Here is a 19,478-nt window from a genome sequence, read left to right on the forward strand (position 1 = left end):
TTTTAAATTTTTATAAAAGTTAAATAGGATTTTATAAATATTTTAATTTGTTTTAAGATCTGAATTGATAATTGGATTTTATAGTTATCAGAAATTATTAGTAATATTTTATCTGATTTTAACCTCAATCATAAATCTGTATAATGATAAGCAGACAGTCGAAATTTATTATTGCTGTAGGAGTTGCACTTCTTAATACTATAGCGCACTTTTCAATACTTAATGCCCAAACGGTATCGCCCGTGGTTAACCTTATACCCTACCCGCAATCGGTAATTAAAGGTGGAGGCACATTTACTATTAATAGTAAAACTAAAATTATGCTTCCGGCCGGTAAGTATTTGCAGGAGGCGGAGCTGCTTAATCAGCTTATTGGCAATGGTGATATGCCGCTTGCTTATGGCGCAGCATCAAATAATGTGATTCGGTTTGTTACGGATAATACCATCACTGCTGATGAAGGTTACAGGTTAACTATCACATCACAAAAAGTAACTTTAGCGGCAAAAACTGCGGCAGGTATATTCAGAGGGGTTGAAACCTTGCGCCAGTTATTACCTGTTGCTGTGGAACGTATTGAAAAAGATAAAAGCTACACACTTACCTTGCCTGCTGTTCAAATTACCGATCAGCCTGCTTACGCCTGGCGTGGTATGCATCTGGATGTATCCCGTCACTTTTTCTCTGTTGATTATTTAAAGAAATATATCGACCGCCTGGCCTTATATAAATTCAACAAGCTGCACCTGCACTTAACGGACGATCAGGGCTGGCGCATCGAGATCAAGAAATACCCCAAGCTTACCGAGTTTGGCGCGTGGCGCACCTTTAACAACCAGGATTCAGCTTGTATCGAAAGATCAAAGGATAACCCGGATTTTGCCATCGACCCGAAACACATCATCAAACGCGACGGCAAAACACTTTACGGCGGCTTTTACACCCAGGCGCAAATGAAGGATGTGATTGCCTACGCCATGAAAAGACATATTGACGTCATCCCCGAAATTGATATGCCGGGGCACATGATGGCGGCGATCAATAACTATCCTTTCCTTTCGTGCACCGGGGGCAGCAAATGGGGCGAGCTTTTTACTACGCCGATATGCCCGTGTAACGAGAGCACTTACGAATTTGCCGAGAATGTTTTTAAAGAGATATTCGTGCTGTTCCCGAGCAAGTATATTCATATTGGCGGCGACGAGGTTGACCGTACCAGTTGGGGCGAATCTGAAGCCTGCAAAGCCATGATGGCCAAAGAGGGGTTGAAAACATCAGCCGAACTGCAAAGCTATTTCATTAACCGGATGGAGAAATTCTTTAATAGGAATGGCAAAAAACTGATCGGTTGGGATGAGATACTGGAGGATGGCATCAGCTCGACCGCCGTAGTAATGTACTGGCGTAGCTGGGTACCTAATGCACCGGTAAAGGCAGCTAAGAATGGCAACAAGGTGATCATGACACCGGGAAACCCGCTGTATTTTGATAACGATCCGGACCAGAACTCGGTTTACAATGTGTACCATTTTAACCCGATACCCGAAAAACTGAATAAACAGGAAGCCGCTAACGTGATCGGCGCACAGGCCAATGTTTGGAGCGAACGCATCCCGACAGAAAACCGCGCGGATTATATGGTATTTCCACGGATAACTGCCCTTGCCGAGGTTTTATGGACCAATAAAAAGGATTACAAAAGCTATCAGGAACGTTTGCTGAAACAATATCCACGTTTTGATGCATTGAAAATACATTATCGCCTGCCCGACTTTACCGAGCTGGTTGAAAGCAGTGTATTTACCGATGAAACTACCTTGAGTGTGAACAAACCGTTATCGGGCTTAAAAATATTTTATACTACCGATGGCTCTTTGCCAACGCAGCAGTCGACCGAATTGACCGGCCCGTTAAAGATCACGCAATCGCAAAACATTCGTTTGGCGGCATACACCGCATCGGGCGTTCGCGGTGATCTGTATAATCTAAAATATGTAAAGCAAACCCTTGCCGAACCGGTGAACAAAACAGGCTTACAGGCAGGTTTGGCGGTGCGCTATTTCCCGGCGTTCTATAAAAAAACCACGCTGATACCTGACACGGCGAAGAATCAGGCTTTAACCGAAAGCACTGTTATTGTACCCAAAGAGGCCACTGCGCCAAGCTTCGGCCTGAAATACAGGGGCTATCTTGATATTCCTGCGGATGGCGTATACACCTTTTACTTAACCTGCGATGATGGCGGCGTGCTTAAAATAGCCGACCGCCTGGTGGTGGATAACGAGGCAATGCACTCGGCAATTGAAAAGAGCGGGCAGGTAGCGCTTAAAAAAGGCCAGCAACCTTTTGAGCTTAACTTTTTAGAAGGCGGCGGCGGTTACGCGCTAAAACTGCTTTACAGTAAGGACGGTTCCGCACCTGCCGAAATACCGGCATCGTGGTTAAAACATTAATTGAACTTTTTAGATCGATACACCGAATGAAAAAAATCGCTCTCGCCTCCCTATTGTTACAAAGTGCTTTGGCCTTTAGTCAGCCTGCGCCTAAGCCTTATGGTGTAACGCCATCGGCAGCGCAGCTTAACTGGCATAAGCTGGAGATGTATTGCATAATACACTATGGCGTTGATACTTATACCGATAAAGAATGGGGTTTTGGCAATGAAGACCCAAAGCTCATCAACCCGGCAAAGTTTGATGCCGTGCAGATTGTACAGGCGGCTAAGGATGGAGGTTTTAAGGGGATTGTTATGGTGGCCAAACACCACGATGGCCTGTGCCTGTGGCCAACCAAAACTACCGAACACAATATCAGCAAAGCCGCCTGGAAAAACGGCAAGGGCGATATGGTTAAAGAATACCAGTTAGCCTGTGAAAAACTGGGTATGCAGTTAGGCTTATACTGCTCGCCCTGGGACAGGAACAATGCCTTTTATGGCAAGCCTGAATACCTGAAGATATACCAGCAGCAGTTGCGCGAATTATACAGCAACTACGGCAAGTTATTTATATCATGGCATGATGGTGCCAACGGTGGCGACGGCTACTATGGCGGCGCTAACGAGTCACGCAAAATAGACCGCACCACTTATTACGATTGGCAAAACACCTGGGCCATTACCCGTAAAATGCAGCCCGGTGCAACCATATTCGGCGATGTTGGGCCCGATGTGCGCTGGGTAGGTAATGAAGAAGGCCATGCCGGCGAAACAAGCTGGGCAACCTACACACCAAAGCCTTCGCAACCGGGTAAAGAACCGGCGAACGGCGAGGTGCTGTATGAATTAGGTATTGAGGGAACACGCAACGGTAAATACTGGATGCCTGCGGAGTGTGATGTACCTTTCCGTCCGGGATGGTTTTACCATGCCAGTCAGGATGGTATGGCTAAATCGCCTTATACCCTGCTTGATCTGTATTACAAAAGTGTTGGCCGTGGCGCGGCGCTGGATCTGGGTTTATCGCCTAACCGTGATGGGGTGATAGATGCCGATGATGTAGCCAAGCTGAAGGCCTTCGGCGAATTATTGAAGCAAACATTCTCGGTTAATTTTGCTAAGGATGCCGAAATTACAGCCAGTAACACTCGTGGTAAGAACAGCAAATTATATGGCACTAAATTCCTGACGGATACTGACCCTTTCTCGTACTGGGCAACGGATGACCAGGTGAATACCCCTACGCTTACCCTGAGCTTTAAAAAGCCGGTTAGCTTTAACGTGATCCAACTGCGCGAAAATATTAAGTTAGGGCAGCGTATTGAGGAAGTTGCTGTTGATGCTTATCAAAACGGCGAGTGGAAACAGGTAGCTACGGCCACCAGCATCGGCTCAAAACGATTAATTCGATTACCGCAAAACGTTACGGCTAATAAGGTGAGGCTGCGTATTGTAAAATCGCCGGTAAGCATCGCGCTGAGCGATTTTGGTTTGTATAAGGAGCCGGTACACGTTACCGCGCCAACTATCAGTAAAACCAGCAGCGGCGAGGTTACTATCAGTACCGATGCGCCTGTATCAAAAATTTATTATACGCTGGATGGCAGCACACCAACCAAATCATCCACCCCATATAACCAGACATTTGTATTGACCGATGGCGGTATTGTTAAGGCCATAGCAGTGGATGGCGATGTAACCAGCGAGGTTGCTAATGTAAAATTCGGCCTCAATAAAAAAGACTGGAAACTGTTAAACGCCGTTAACAACGATGCCGCACAAGCTATTGACGAGAATTACCGTTCGGTTTGGAACACCTTGCAAAAGGATACATCAGCAAGTTTTAAACCAACGGAGCTGGTTGTAGATATGGGCACTGTGCAAACCATCAGCACATTTACCTACTTGCCACGACAGGATAAGAAAACCGAGGGAATTGTTGACCGCTATACCTTTTATGTAAGCGATAATGGTACCGACTGGAAAGAAGCCGCCAAAGGCGAATTTTCCAACATCAAAGCCAACCCTGTTGAGCAGGAGGTAAAGCTGAATGCACCGGTAAAAGCAAGGTATTTCAAATTCCGGGCCGATCATGTGGTCAGCGGAAATGGGGTAGCAGTTGCCGAGGTTGGCGTTCGCTCTAAGTAATTATCAGGATATAATAACTGTTTTTTGTGCGCCGTGTACTGCTTTGGTATGCGGCGCGCAAATAAACCATAAAGCCAATAAAACACCGTAACTTCCGCCCCTTTCTATCCACTCAAAAGCAGCGTGTTGCGGATATAAAAGCTCGGTTGCTACTTTCCATATAAAGAATATCAGCAATACCGTACGATTCGGTCGAACCAAAATAAACACAGCCGCGGCTATTTCAACAATGCCGTTCACCAAAGCCACGTTTTCAACCTGGCGGAAACCCAGCGCATTGTATTGCCCAATCAATCCCTTTTTGTGCAGCAGGTTTAACCAGCCATGCCCGGTTAGCAGCAAAAACGCCGCTATGCGCAAAGCTAATTGCACTATCTGTAAACGATCAGCGCCCACAGCAACCGGCTGTTTCATCTTACTAAATAATGATTTAACACCCGGCCTGAATTCGCACAATAAAAGTAATGCCAGCGGCGCGCCGTAATTACCGGCTCGTTCTATCATCTCGGCAAAAGGCTCGCCGGAGAGTGGGCGCATGGATGCGGTAATTAAACCCCAGATAACCAACCAGAGCGTAACTGCCCGTGTCGGGTAGATCAGTATGCTGATGCCCATTAAAATATCAACCACACCAATCACAGGCATCAGTTTGTAAGCCATAGCCTCACCTATCCCGGCTACGGCAAAATAGTTGCACCAGATGGGTTTGGTTATAATGCCAAATGCGCCGTGGCCAATAAAACACATGGCTACGGCGCATTGCAGTATGATATATACCGGCTTTACAGCGCCGGTATTTAAAGTACGGTTTAACAAAATTGCCTTGAGCGGCATCATTACATCAATCAGTTTACTTCATGGAATACGGGCGATCCGCCGCTTTTGTACCCCACTTAAGGTTGGGTTTGTTGCCCATTACAAAAATCAGTTCGCCGACCTTCATTAATTCGGTATGGCTAATATAAGCTTTTGTGTATGGTTTTCCATTTAAAGTAACGCTTTGAATGTATTTATTTTCGTCGCTGTTATTTCGTGCGGTAAGTTTGAACTTTTTGCCCTCCGGCAGGTTGATCACCGCCTCGTTAAACAGCGGGCTACCAAACACATAGTTGCCGTTAGCCGGGTTAACCGGGTAAAAACCTAATGATGATAAAACATACCAGGCAGACATCTGCCCAACATCCTCGTTACCGATGATGCCATCAGGTTTGGTAGTATAAAAATCCTTCATGATGAAGCGTACCTTTTCGGCCGTTTTCCAGGGCTGACCGGCATAAGTATAGAGGTAAGTAATGTGGTGGCTCGGTTCGTTACCGTGCGCGTACTGGCCTATCAAACCCGAAATATCATTTGATGCTTCGGATCCCATATCGCCTTTGGCCACAAAAAACGTATCCAGCTTGGCGGTGAATTTTTTATCGCCACCCAGCAGCTTAATCAAACCCTCAACATCCTGCGGCACCAGCCATTGGTATTGCCATGCATTACCCTCGGTATAATCGCCACGCTCGTGTATGGAACGGAACGGATCAAACGGTTCCTTAAACTTACCATCAGCCAGTTTAGCACGAAAGAAACCGGTTTTGCTATCGAAGTAGTTTTTGTAATAATTACCGCGTTTCATAAAGTATTCGTAATCGGCCGTGTTACCCATCTTTTTGGCCATCTGCGCCGCGCTCCAGTCTGCCAAAGCATACTCCAAACCCATTGATACCGATTCGGCTGTACTATCCGCAGGTACATAACCCATTGATTTTACGAATTTGATGCCGCGCTCATCGCCCATGGCCGTAGCTTTTACCGCTTCCCAGGCCAGCTTTTCGTCAAAACCTTTGTAACCCTTCAGGTATGCATCAACCATTACAGGTATAGCACTGTAACCCACCATACAGTTGGTTTCATTAGCCATAAGATGCCATACAGGAAGTTTACCCTGTTGCTTATAGATGGCCAGCATGGTGTTCACCATATCGCTCACTCGCTCAGGATGAAGCAGGGTATACATCGGGTCGGCAGCACGGTAGGTATCCCATAGCGAAAAGGTGGTCAGGTTATTGAAACCCTCGTTTTTATGCACCTTTTTATCGGTTCCCCAATAATCGCCGTTAACATCATTAAAGGTAGATGGCGCTATCATAGTGTGATACATCGCTGTGTAAAACACCTTTTTCTTATCCTCATCGGGCGTGGTAATGGCCACTTTACCCAGTGCTTTATCCCAGGCGGCTTGTGCCTTGGTTACGGTACCTGCAAAATCCCAGCCCGGCAATTCGGTTTTCAGGTTAAGCGCTGCGTTCTCGGCACTTACCGGCGATATACCTACCTTAACATAAACCTTTTCACCGTCCTTAGTAGCAAAGGTTACTACCCCCTTAGCCTTAACAGCCTCGATAGAGGTACCGGTTTTAACCGTGGTACTATCATAAACGGTTAAGGTTTTAACAGGTTTCGAAAGGATCATTGTGAAATAGATCCGCTGATCCTGCGCCCAACCTTCGGAGAAACGGTAACCGGTGATGGTGGTATCGTTAACCAGGGTAAGCGATGTTTTAACCGGCCTGTCCCAGCCTATACCTTGCTGCAGGTCGATCACGATGTGTGACTGATCGTTTTTAGGGAAGGTGTATTCATGAAAGCCTACTCGTGGTGTTGTAGTTAATTTAACGCTGATATTATAACGATTTAGCTTTACGGCATAAAAACCGGCCTGCGCAGTTTCGGATGAACGGTTGAATGTGGAGATAAAACCTGATTCTGGATTTTCAACGCTGCCTTTGGCAACCTTGATAGGGCCTGTAGTTGGCATCAGGGCGATATCACCCAGATCGCCGATACCGGTACCACTCAGGCGGGTATGGCTAAAGCCCACAATGGTGGTATCGCTGATATGATAGCCTGAACACCAATCCCAACCCTCAGATACATTTACCGGGCCTAACTGTACCGCGCCAAAGGGCACGTTTGCCCCCATAAATACGTGACCATGAAAACCCGTACCGATGTACGGATCAACATATTTTGAAAGGCCCGTTGGTTTGCCCTGCCCATATACTCCACCGTATAAGGCTGCAAAGGCAAACAGCAAGAAAATATTTTTTTTCATTTTTTTTTATTTAGAGGCTATTAAACAGCCTGCCGATTTAGCCGTAATTTTTAATTAACGGCGATGCTTGTTTCCTTTAAGTTCCATCCGCTAACGGTTACTGCCGGTGTGGCGGTATGCAGTTTCGGATCGTAATCAATTGTTATTGTTTTGCTTGTACCCGGTAATACCGATACATAGTTGTCATTATAAAAAACAGGCAACATGCGCTCTTTGGTATTACTGTTTACTAATGATACACGGTTAAAGAATGCCAGCGGCGCGTTAGCCGGGTTGGTTAAAGTTACCTCAACCTTACCGTTAGCTACCTTTTTAGCCGTAGCGGTTACTTTTGATGCGGCCATGTTTTTTAAACCTGAATACTCGCCCTTGGCATCAGCTACCCAGTAAATATTTTCGCTGATTATTTTTTGCGTATGATCTTGTAATTGCAATACCAGGAACGCGCCCTTATCCTTTGCTACTTCATCCAATTGCTTTTTAACCGACAAGTACCTTTTGGTTGTGGTCGGCGTAACATCAGCGAATACTTGCGTGATCGGTGTTTCCTTACCATCAAGGTCAAGTATCTTGGCCACGATCATCAGGTTGGTGTGGGTTTTAAAGGTATTGTTGGCTACCATCACCATACCATCGCCGGGGTTATACATAATGTGCAGCGGTTGGCTGCCATTGGTCAATCCGTACAGGCAAGCGTTCGGGTCGAGGTAATAATCATACATCTGGCCGCGCATGGCGGTCCACGGGTTTTGTGTTTTCCAGATGATAACACCGGTATACCAATCCCACATGTGCGAGCTGAAGCCCTCCATCAGGGCGCGGTACTGATCGTAATTAACTAACTGGGCTTTATTGGCGAAGTCCTCAGCATCTTTAACTTTACCGTATTTATCAATAAAGCCATCATAACCAATATACTTATGATAATCCCATACCGAATCCACCTTTGATTTACCGGTCGACGCGTCAAACTCCGGCGCAACCATATTTTCTTTAGGGATGAACCTTTTTAATGAGGTATAATCACTTACGCCTACCGAGCCAACCTCGGAATTGAAAGGATAAGTTTTAAAATCCCAGAAAACGGATAATGGCTGGATGCCGTAAGGACCATCACCATTACCACCCAATACATTGCGCGACATTAGCTCAGAGTTTGAGTAAGATACGAACCAACGGGTTGGATCAAGCTTAGGGAATACGGTATCCTGCAAGGCGGCCAGGATATCCTGCGGAGGCGTGATCTCGTTACCGCCGCACCATAAGGCCAGCGACGGGTAGTTACGCACCATTTTCACCTGGTCAGACACGGAACGCATGTACAGATCATGATCATCCGGGTATTTTCGACGTGTCCATTGGTCTTCAGCCTTCATTGGGTCAACCCAACGACCGTTACAATCGCCCGATCCCCACAGATCCTGGAATACCAGTAAACCATATTTATCGCAGGCCTTGTAAAACTCGGGGCGCTCTACAATAGCGCCGCCCCAGATGCGGATGAGGTTCAGGTTCATATCATGGTGATAGCGAACCTCGGCATCATAACGCATATCCGAAAAACGCAACATCGCATCAGATATGATCCAGTTACCGCCTTTGATGAATATCTTTTGGCCGTTCACATTAACCTGGCGGCTTTCGGTCTTTTCGTTCCAGTTGGTGGTGATCTGCCTAACGCCTACCTCAACATCTTCTTTTGATGATACCTTGTTATCGGCAGTAACAAACTCAACCCGCAGGTTATACAGGTTTTGCTCGCCGTAACCATTAGGCCACCACAATTTCGGGTTTTTAAGTACATAATCATCCAACTGAACATCCATTGAAGATGACGGCTTTAAGGTAATCTTTTTTGAAACCGTACCGCCTGCAATGGTGTAACGCAGCGTACCGGTTACCGCCTGCGCGGTTGGGTTTTGTACCGTAGTAGCCACCTTAATAGTAGCCGGGGCTTGCGGGCCTTCAGGCTTGCGCACCCCCGGAACCAATGTAATTACATGTGGATTGATAACCGCGACAGCACCTGTTTTTTCGATAATCACCTTATCCCAAATACCGGTGTTACGGTCGCGCATGGGCTGAATCCAGTCCCAACCGGCGGTATATTGCAGGCCTACGCCTTTGGCAATGGTACCATCGCCACCCTGGCCACCGTTAGGGTTGCCCACCACATCGGGCGGGTGAACAATAATGGCTAAACGGTTATTACCGCTTTTAGATAACCATTTGCTGATATTATAGCGCTGACGCAAAAACATACCCTGATGCAGCTTCGCGTTCAGTTTATGGCCGTTCAGGTAAATATCTGAGCTGTAATTAACACCGCGCAGGTTCAGATATATCTGGTTATTGCCTTGCGGAGCAGCTTCCTTAAAATCCTTTACAAACCAGTAAGTATAGTAATCGCGGCCAACCTTATAAATATCAGGTATGCGCTGGTTGTTCATCCCGTAAAACGGATCAGGCACCTGCTTGTTATTGAGCTGGGTGGTTAATACGGTACCCGGTACGGTAGCCTTTTCCCAACCCGAGGTAGCGAATGACGCTTGCGACATTTTTACGCCATCAGCCTGTACGGTTGATGCTTTTTTGCATAACCAGCCTTCATTTAATTCGTATGTGGTTTGTGCTTTTGCAGCAGATAGACTCAGGGTCATCAGTAAGGCTGAACCCAAACCGATCTGTGCTTTTAAAATACTTTTCCTGTTGATCTTCAAAACGATAAATGATTATTTAAACTTTATTAATAGATGATTTTAAACCCTGCGGCCTCTTTTAAACCCGCCTGCTGATAAAGCGCTTGGTAATTACTCACCACTATACCATTAGCACCGGCCTTCCATTTTACCTTTTGTTTGCCGCCCATTAGCACTACCTGTTTAGGTTTGCCCATACCCTCAATATTAATAGTTACGTTATCACTTTGTTCGCCCTCGGGTAACACATAGGCATAAGCAATTTTTTTATCTTTTGATTTGGTATAGAACACGTTGCCATTTGAATATGGTGCTACGGCGCGGGAGTTATAGATGCCCTCACCGTTGATTTTGATCCACTCGCCAATCGATTTCAAACGATCGTAAGCGACAGGGTCCCAATCGCCATCAGGTCCGGGACCGATATTCATCAGCAGGTTACCACCGCGCGATACAATTTTAACCAAAAGGTCAATAACATCACGTGCCGATTTGTATTTATCGCCGGGTACATAGCTCCAGGAGTTCCCCATGGTGATACAGCTCTCCCACGGATAGCTTAATGGTTTCTCGGGTACTTCCTGCTCCGGCGTTGTATAGTTTTCGTATTGTCCGGCAACGGTACGGTCAATCACCATTAAACCCGGCTGGTGCTGCCTTGCCATAGCGGCAATCTTGGGCATATCAATATCCTGGTTAAATTTAATGCCGCGCTGCCAGTCAACCGCCGTATCAATAGTTTCTTTCGGCCTAACCCAGCCGCCATCCAGCCATAAAATATCAACCTTGCCGTAGCCGGTCATTAATTCCTCTATCTGGTTGTAAGTGAATTTTTTGAAAGCATCCCAACGCTCCGGATATTTAGCCGGGTCATAGTTCACGTTACGATCTTTTGGGGGAAAGTATGGCCACCAGTAATCCTTAGAGTGCCAATCGGGTTTTGAAAAGTAAGCGCCGATCATGAAGTTCTGTTTCCTGAATGCGTTGAATATCTCCTTAGTAACATTCGCCCTTGGGTTGGTTGAAAACGGTGTTTTCTTATCCGTTATCTTATAATCCGTTTGCTTTGTATCAAACATACTGAAACCGTCATGATGCTTGGTGGTAAACACCACGTATTTCATACCGGCTTCGTTAGCTGCCTTTACCCATTTTTCGGGGTTGAATTTTACCGGGTTAAAGGTGGCTTGCAGGTTCTCATAAGCATTCAGATAATTATTGTAGGTGTCTGAATGCGGGCCTTTTCGTTGTGTCCAGCCTTCATCTTCGGGGCAAATGCTCCAGCTTTCAACCACGCCCCATTGGCTATAAGTACCCCAGTGCATAAATAGGCCGAATTTCAGATCCTGCCACTCGGCCAGTTTGGCCACTACCAGCGGATCGGTTGGTTTTTCGTACTTTTTAGACAGGTTGTGCGCCTGCCCTAAAACACCGGTGCTGTACAGCATTGCCGCTGCTGCAAACACTTTGCATATAGTAGATCTACTTATCATAAATGGTAACTGCTTTATTTTGTAACGCGTTTATTTTATTCACTAATGGCTGCCCCAAATGTTCAATCACCAGTACCGAGCCGCCCAACAATTGGGCTTTCATATTTAATTTAGAGATAACCAGTTCCGTTTCATTAGCCAGTTGCGGTATGCAATGCTCATAAATTGCCTGCTGTATGGGCGACAGCCATAGCTTACCTATTACGCTGCCTTTGCCGCTTAACACGATGGTTGAGGGATTCATGATATGGATTAGCATAGCCAGTCCCCGCCCGATGTTATATGCCGCTTCGGAGATCAGTTTCACCGAGAGCATATCGCCTTTAATGGCCTCTGTGATTATAGCATCCACATCAACAACCTCGTAATTTTTGAGGCTGCTTTTCTGGCCGCTCTGCATTTCTGTTACCGCGTTCTCTGTTATGGCGATGAGCGATGAATCCGTTTCCAGGCAGCCACGCTTGCCGCATTTGCAAATTTTGCCGTTATTAACCAGCGATATATGGCTAAACTCGCCCGCCAAACCGCTATGGCCACGAAATACCTTGTTATCCAGTATCATACCCAGGCCTATGCCCCAGCCCAGGTTGAGTATCATGGCATCATTCTGCAACATGGCAGCGCCAAACTTTTGTTCGCCAAGGGCTATCGCAGTCGAATCATTTTCAATAAACACAGGCAGATCCAGTTCCTGCTGTAATTTGTCAGCCAGGGTAGTATCTTCATCAACATGCAGATAGCTCAGGTTTATACCACGCTCTGTAGCTATAAAGCCCGGCATGGTTACTCCTACGCTCAAAAAACGGTCATGCGATATGCCTGTACTTTTAATAAACTGATCTATACGGCTTACCAGTTCATCGGCCTGCATATCATAGATCACAATTTTTTCCTTAACCGTTGGCTTAACAAACTGGTTGTTAAGGTTGAGCACCGCGTATTCAATATCGTACTGGCTCATGGCTACGGATATGATAAAGAACGTATCGGGCACGAGCGAATACTTTAGTGGCTTACGGCCACCGTTTGAATCAGCGTAACCCTTTTTCTCGATAACGCCCGATTTAATGAGGCCGTTTATAACCTTAACGGTATAAGGTATACTTTTATTGATGTAATTACTTATTTCTGTGCCCGATAACGAGTTGTTGTAACACAAACATTGTATAATGCCGGCGTTATCATTCAATACAGACAGATCAGGGTGTAACATATTCTCTCGCTTACTAATATTTTCATTATTTAACACCGGGCCTTATACCCGCTTCCTTCATCCTGGCTATAATTAAACCAGCTACATTTTTTCCTTGTGTACTGCCTGTTTCTATGCTTTCTATATAGTGTATTCCTCCGTAAAATCTTGACATGCCTGCTTCATCCGCGGCCCGGCGGAATGAGGTGAATGACCTTTTTCCGCTCCCGAAAGGTATCTCGGTATCATCATCGTATTTAAAATTATCGCCCAGTATATAGGTTAGCACCTCAGCCGCCGCGGCTGATATAACCGAGTGCCCGCTGGTATACTCCGGAAATGGCGGTGTTTGTAATATAGGCTGCCATTTAACATCCATGTACCTGTTGATAAATGTCTCCGGCCGTATGCGATTAGTAGCGAATTTTTCTTCCCAGCAACAAATAAAGGCATCCATCAGGGTTAAGCCTTGTAGCGTTAACAAAGCGGTGGTTTCATCAAATGATAGCTTTGCCTGTTTAGACACCAGGGCGGTAACGTGCATCCAATGCCCGCCCGGACTGATCTTTTTATAGCCGATGGACATGTGCCCCGATGTAGTTATCGCGAACGGGTTACAATCCCAAAACAAGGCCTGGTTGATCTGGTCGTCGGTTAGCTTTTTTGAGGCTTGATATACTTCTTTCACCTGTTTATAAAATACCGATGATGTGTCTTTACTGAATGGTGTAAGCGGAGCCGGTTTACATTGGGTTGCGGTATCAAGCACCATGGTGCGTATGGTGCGCCAGTTTGGCTCAACCGCTTCAAAATAACCGGGTGGTGTTGGGTACCAGTAGCCTTCACCCTGTAATGGGGTATAGCGTTTTAGGGCGCTTAGTTTATTGTATCTATCACCTTTTGAAAAATTAACCGCGTCGGCTGCTGCCTGCTGCCCTACTCTTATCGAGTTATCAATGATCTCCTGTTTTACACCCGCTTTTTTAACCAGCATAATAAAAGCGTCCTCGTCATCTTTTATTAAAAAGCCGGACGGCAGCATGAGTTTAGCGGTTTCGAGTATGCTGTAATAACTGGCAATGCGGTAATCGTAGGCCGCTTTTACCGTATCAATGCCATGTGCCGGTATGTAGCTTTTTATAATTTTATTTAGCTGAGGCAGATTATTGTTATGTGCCCTTACAATATTATAGGCTCCAAGCATACAATAAGCGTAGTACCTCGCCGCAACCGGCGGACTAACTACATCATGCACCATAACCATGCTTACATTGTTAATGGCGTGCCCCGGCCACATAAAATCGGGGGTGCTTTTAGCCCGCTGCTGCGCCCGGCTTGCTGTGGCAACAAACAGAAAAATTATAAGCCCAAATGTTTGTAAAAATCTATTCATTAATAGTTATAAAATTGCAACGGCCCCTCGGCTGTGCCTACAATCAAATACTTATCCTTACCTGCTTTTATTTCAATTGCCGATTTTACATCACCAATTACTGATAGGCCCGAAACCTGCTGAGGCACATAGGTAAATTTGCCTTTGCCGTCACCTTTTAACAGTGTGCCGTAACCGGCATCAATACTGCCGAACTTCAGGCGATTGTCAGAGTGGTTGCCAAGCAATAGCAGATCAATATTTTTATCGTTATCAAAATCTCCGGTTAAAATTTGGGTAGTTACGGTAAATTGTGCTTGCTGAGGTAAAGCAACTGCTTCAAACTTGCCGTTATTATTAATAAAGCAGGCGGTTTGTGTTGTGTTGATGTCGAGCTTAGCGGCTTTTGAAAGTTCATCCGCCGTTAAAATTTCTTTCATCGTAGCATCTGAATAGGCACTGTATGATGCGAAACGGCGGCGCATAGGGTAGATCTGCTCGTTCAACTCATCACGGCTCACAAACGGATAAGTTTTGCCCTGCACATAAAAATTGAGGAAAGGATCAATGGAACCATTGCCATCAAAATCAGCATAATACAATTCTACGGGTTGCTTATCCGAAGCGTTAAGCGGCGAATTAAGCCCCATGTTGCCGGCTATAATATCAGGTTTACCATCTCCATTTACGTCGGCAACCTTTAGTGACATCCACACGCCTTTTTGCGGTGACGCAAAATAGTCGGTTGTTTTATCAACAAAGCCGCCCGTGGTATTCATAAAAACCGTTATCGGCATAAATTCGCCGCAAACAACCAGGTCTGCACGTTTATCGTTATTTAAATCAACCCATTGCGCATCGGTAACCATACCCGGTTTTGCTGATGTGGCGACGGTAAATTTACCTTTGCCATCATTCAGTAACCAAAAGCTTTCGGGCGCTGTTGGATATTTGCCCGGCACTACCCTGCCGCCTACAAACAGGTCAAGATCACCATCATTATCAAAATCAAACGAACGAACGCATGATTTACTGCTGGCCCCTGTTTGCGATGGCAAAGCTGTTGCTGCCCAAGTAAAGTTGCCTTTACCATCGTTTATATAAAGTTCATCTTCCAGGTTACCGGTATTTGCCTCGTAATTGGCATAACCACCTTTAGCGAGGTACAGGTCAGGGAATTTATCGCCGTTGGCATCAAAAAAAGCAGCCGCGGCAACGGTACCTATGTTTTGATCATTACTGCGTTTCAGGTCAGTTTGCTTAAACGTACCGCCTTGCTGTTGTAAATACAGCTTGCCAATAGTCGTATTATCAGCACTGCTGATGTACAGATCCTGCAAACCATCACCATTTACATCGGCTGTTACTAATACCGGTGATGTTTTGGAGTACATAAACGTCATCAGCAACTGGCGCTTAAAATCATTTACGGCAAGCGCCTGCTGAGTAAAATCCAACAGCGGTTTTTGCTTGCTGAATATAGGTTTATCAGCGGCTATAGTTTCTTTATATGGTGCTGATGAATTTTGCTCAACCTGCAGCCGCTGATTGATAGCCGGATTGCTTATAAGCTGTACCGTTTGATCCGGCCAGATCACCTTAACCGAATCACACTTTTTGGCATCACCCAAGCCAAAGTTCAGTATGGTTGAAGTGCAGCTTAAATATCCACGGTTAGGGTTTACCTCCTGGTACTGTACACCTGTTGTGCTGTATAAGTACACCTTTGCACCAATAGCATTGGTGTTTGGCTTTTTGCCATTTAATTTTATAGCGAGATAGTTGTTGTTAGCCGTATTGCGGGTATTTTCATACACGGATGCTGGCTGGTTAATGTTGTTAACAACCAGGTCCAGATCGCCATCGTTATCCAGGTCAGCGTACACCGCGCCATTTGAAATAGCCGATTCGGTTATACCCCACTCTGTTTGTTTATTGCTGAACGTGAGGTTATGGTTATTGCTGAAAATATAGTTAGGTAATTTGGTTGAAGGCATCGCCTTGATCAGTTCCATCAGCAGGAAGGGCTCCTTGTTCATAGCTTTTTTGATCTTATAATCGCCCCAGTAGCGTAAAAAATCCTTATTGGTATAATCGCGCAAGTAACCGTTGCTGATAAAGATGTCCTTATACCCATCGTTATCAAAATCAGCTATCAGCGGGCACCAGCTCCAGTCGGTCGCGGCTACGCCGGCCATATTGGCTATTTCGCTAAAGGTGCCGTCGCCATTGTTTAGCTGCAGCATGTTACGCATATATTGTTTGTAGAGATCCTGCTTAAGCATCAGCTCAAACGACTCATAGTTTTCTTCCAGTTGTAATGATTTTTGCCTGTGGTTATCCTCGGGCAACATATCAAGAGTCAGGATGTCGGGCAGGCCATCGTTATTATAATCGGCAATATCAACCCCCATCGAAAAGTGCGACAAATGCCTCAGCATTTTTTTTGAAGCATCGGTAAAAGTTTTGTTGTGATTGTTCAGGTAAACGTAATCGGGCTCGTTGTAATCGTTGGTAACGTACACATCCTGCCAGCCGTCCTTGTTAATATCGGCAACGGCAATACCCAAACCAAAAGTCAGTGGGTTTTGTATGATGCCGGCTTTAGCTGATACATCGGTAAATTTGTTATTATTATTTTCAAACAGTTTATTACCCGCCAGCATATCCGTTTCGCTCTTATAACGGGCCAGCTCCATGTTATCAATTTTCTTGATGTTATGGTTCAGCAAAAACATGTCGAGGTCGCCGTCGTTATCGTAATCAAAAAACGCGGCTTGTGTACTGTAACCGGGATCGTCAAGGCCGTAGGCGATTGCCTCTTCCTTAAATTTATTATTGCCCTGGTTGATGAAGAGTTGATTGCGGCGCTGGTTATTTTCAACCTTGCCGGAGTAGCATACGTAAATATCTAAAAGACCATCGCCATTAACATCGGCCATGGTAACACCTGTTTTCCATGAGCCGGAACGCCCGGGCAGGTCTTTACAGGCCTCTTTAGTGATGTCCTTAAATTTTAATCCGCCTAAGTTGAGATACAATTTATTGGGCTGCATATTAGCGGTAAACAGCAGGTCGATCAACCCGTCATTATTAATGTCGCCCGCGGCTACGCCCCCACCATTATAAAAATATTCGTACGAGAGTACATTGAGTGATTCCGTTTCATTGATCGCGTTTGCGAAAGCGATGCCGGTTTGTTTGGCATCAAGCTGCCTGAACAAAGGCTGCTGGGCAAGCACAACATTTTGCACCGCAAATGCCGCCGTAACACACAAAGCGAACGATCTCAAGCCGAACATAATAACTGTATCAGGAAAAATGAATGGAAATTATCTTAAAAAATTAAAGCACTGTTGTGCCTCCGTATTGGTGGAGGCTCAACAGTGCTTTAAAGAGTTTAATTATTGCTTATCCCACCAAACACGGGTGTTGAAATTATCTCCACCCATACTTGTAACGGCTGCCTGATAGTTGGCCGCGTTGGTTTGTGGTAAAGTTACCGGATATGGCATCCTGCGTGGCAATGTTGTACTGTACTGGCCAGGGTAGCTTGGAACAGTAACAGCCGGAAAACCTGATCTGCGAAGATTGGCAAACGTTTCGTTAAAGTTGAACGTAGCAGACGTGTGTACCCAATATTCCATATTGATCTGCTCTAATGCACCACTACCGCTTACTAACGGATGCGCTGCAACATAAGTAGATATATCACCATTGCTTACTACAGCTACAGAACCTGAACTGTTCATTTGAGCCAAAGTTTGCATGTTTGCAGTAAGGGCATTAGTCCAGTGTGTAGCAGCAGCTCCTACATTCCAGCCACGTGTGGCTGCTTCTGCTAACAATAACTCGGCCTCACCATAGGTTAAGATAACATTCGCGCTGTTACGGTCATCATATACACGTAAACGGGGACGAGAATATTTACCTAACGGAGCCGGAGCATCCTTTTCTGTAGCCGGATCAGCAGGTGTAGCACCCGGATAGCCTGTTGCGGTTGAAATATCGCGTGTACCACCCAAAAGGTCATAACCGTTTGGCATACCAATTTGTAGATCGTAAGTATTGATACCCGGTTTATCGCGATTTTCATTATTCGCTTTACCGTTGCCTTCGGTAATTTCAGCAATGGCAGATACGCGCGGATCGTTATTTGATTTCATGTAATCAATTAACCTTTTAGCCCAACGTACTTCACGAAAATCATCAGTAACCAGTAAAGCAGCGGCATTATCATTACCGTTACCGTTTGCAAAATCAGCATAAACTTTGGCATTATCAGTTATGTCTTCCATAGTACCGCCTGTGTAAGCTTTTTCAGCCCACTCGCGTGCTTTGGTAGCATCAACCTTCGTCATACGCATAGCTATTTTAAGCATCAAAGTATAACCCAGCTTTTTCCATTTATCAATTTTAACCGCGTTGGTTCCGGCGCTACCATAAAACAAATCTGCTGTAGGGGCGGCTTTGGCTCCATCAAGCGCAGCGGTTGCTGTTTCAAGCTGGCTAAGCATAGCAGTATAAATATCCTGCTGTTTGTCAAATTTAGGCGTAAATACGCCTTCTTTAGCTTTACCCTCTTCTGAATACGGAGCATCGCCATACAGATCTGTGATACGCTGAATAAACATTACGCGTAGTATGGTACCGCAGGCATCAAGATTGCTTAATTCGGGCTTGTCTTTAATCAGATTTTTCATTTCATCAACTAAAGTTAAAGCCTGGTAGCCTCTGTTCCAGGTACGGTTGTAATAACCGGTACCGCTGCCACCTAATACGTATTTATCACCATTGCTGTAATAGCTGAATGTTGATGCCAGCGATTGTGTCCACATGCTTTGAAAAAGCAATTGGTCATAACCTGTTTGCGAAAAGGTAAACTGAGCCTGAGACAACAGATAATTCGGATTAAAAAATTCTTCTGTCGCCTGATTAGGGTTAGTATTGATCTCTTCAAAATTCTTGGTACATCCGGCTATGAAAGTGGCACCTGCAAGCAGAAAACCTATTATATATTTCTTTTTCATTGTC

The 19,478-nt window shown here is 45.4% G+C and carries 10 protein-coding genes; 2 read left to right on the forward strand and 8 right to left on the reverse strand.

What is annotated here, in order from left to right:
* The first annotated feature begins 143 nt into the window (after nucleotides 1-143).
* Together AC3WJC_RS09585 and AC3WJC_RS09590 are read left to right on the forward strand one after the other, a co-directional pair.
* Complete coding sequence (locus tag AC3WJC_RS09585; protein WP_492398860.1) at nucleotides 144-2,453, forward strand: family 20 glycosylhydrolase; 2,310 nt, start codon at nucleotides 144-146, stop codon at nucleotides 2,451-2,453.
* A gap of 26 nt (nucleotides 2,454-2,479) precedes the next feature.
* The gene (locus AC3WJC_RS09590) at nucleotides 2,480-4,585 is read left to right on the forward strand and encodes an alpha-L-fucosidase (protein ID WP_492398861.1); all 2,106 of its coding nucleotides are present in this window, start codon (nucleotides 2,480-2,482) and stop codon (nucleotides 4,583-4,585) included.
* 3 nt (nucleotides 4,586-4,588) lie between these two features.
* Here the strand turns inward: AC3WJC_RS09590 and AC3WJC_RS09595 are convergent, their stop codons facing one another.
* From AC3WJC_RS09595 to AC3WJC_RS09630, 8 genes are all read right to left on the reverse strand, one after another.
* Nucleotides 4,589-5,422, reverse strand: a complete 834-nt coding sequence (locus AC3WJC_RS09595) for a hypothetical protein (RefSeq protein ID WP_492398862.1) — start codon at nucleotides 5,420-5,422, stop codon at nucleotides 4,589-4,591.
* 13 nt (nucleotides 5,423-5,435) lie between these two features.
* A complete protein-coding gene (locus AC3WJC_RS09600; protein ID WP_492398863.1) occupies nucleotides 5,436-7,688 on the reverse strand; it encodes a GH92 family glycosyl hydrolase in 2,253 nt (750 codons plus the stop codon).
* Between the two features lie 50 nt (nucleotides 7,689-7,738).
* Nucleotides 7,739-10,408, reverse strand: a complete 2,670-nt coding sequence (locus AC3WJC_RS09605; RefSeq protein WP_492398864.1) for a glycoside hydrolase family 2 protein — start codon at nucleotides 10,406-10,408, stop codon at nucleotides 7,739-7,741.
* A 26-nt stretch (nucleotides 10,409-10,434) separates the two neighbouring features.
* Nucleotides 10,435-11,880, reverse strand: a complete 1,446-nt coding sequence (locus tag AC3WJC_RS09610) for an alpha-L-fucosidase (RefSeq protein ID WP_492398865.1) — start codon at nucleotides 11,878-11,880, stop codon at nucleotides 10,435-10,437.
* A complete protein-coding gene (locus AC3WJC_RS09615; protein WP_492398866.1) occupies nucleotides 11,870-13,093 on the reverse strand; it encodes an ROK family protein in 1,224 nt (407 codons plus the stop codon). The genes AC3WJC_RS09610 and AC3WJC_RS09615 overlap by 11 nt, the downstream gene beginning before the upstream one ends.
* Before the next feature lie 25 nt (nucleotides 13,094-13,118).
* On the reverse strand, nucleotides 13,119-14,465 hold the full coding sequence (locus tag AC3WJC_RS09620; protein WP_492398867.1) for a vanadium-dependent haloperoxidase: 1,347 nt from the start codon (nucleotides 14,463-14,465) through the stop codon (nucleotides 13,119-13,121).
* A complete protein-coding gene (locus AC3WJC_RS09625) occupies nucleotides 14,465-17,746 on the reverse strand; it encodes a VCBS repeat-containing protein (protein ID WP_492398868.1) in 3,282 nt (1,093 codons plus the stop codon). The genes AC3WJC_RS09620 and AC3WJC_RS09625 overlap by 1 nt, the downstream gene beginning before the upstream one ends.
* 102 nt (nucleotides 17,747-17,848) lie before the next feature.
* Complete coding sequence (locus AC3WJC_RS09630; protein WP_492398869.1) at nucleotides 17,849-19,474, reverse strand: SusD/RagB family nutrient-binding outer membrane lipoprotein; 1,626 nt, start codon at nucleotides 19,472-19,474, stop codon at nucleotides 17,849-17,851.
* Nucleotides 19,475-19,478: the final 4 nt, after the last annotated feature.

It is taken from the genome of Mucilaginibacter sp. FW306-07-L, assembly GCF_058782065.1.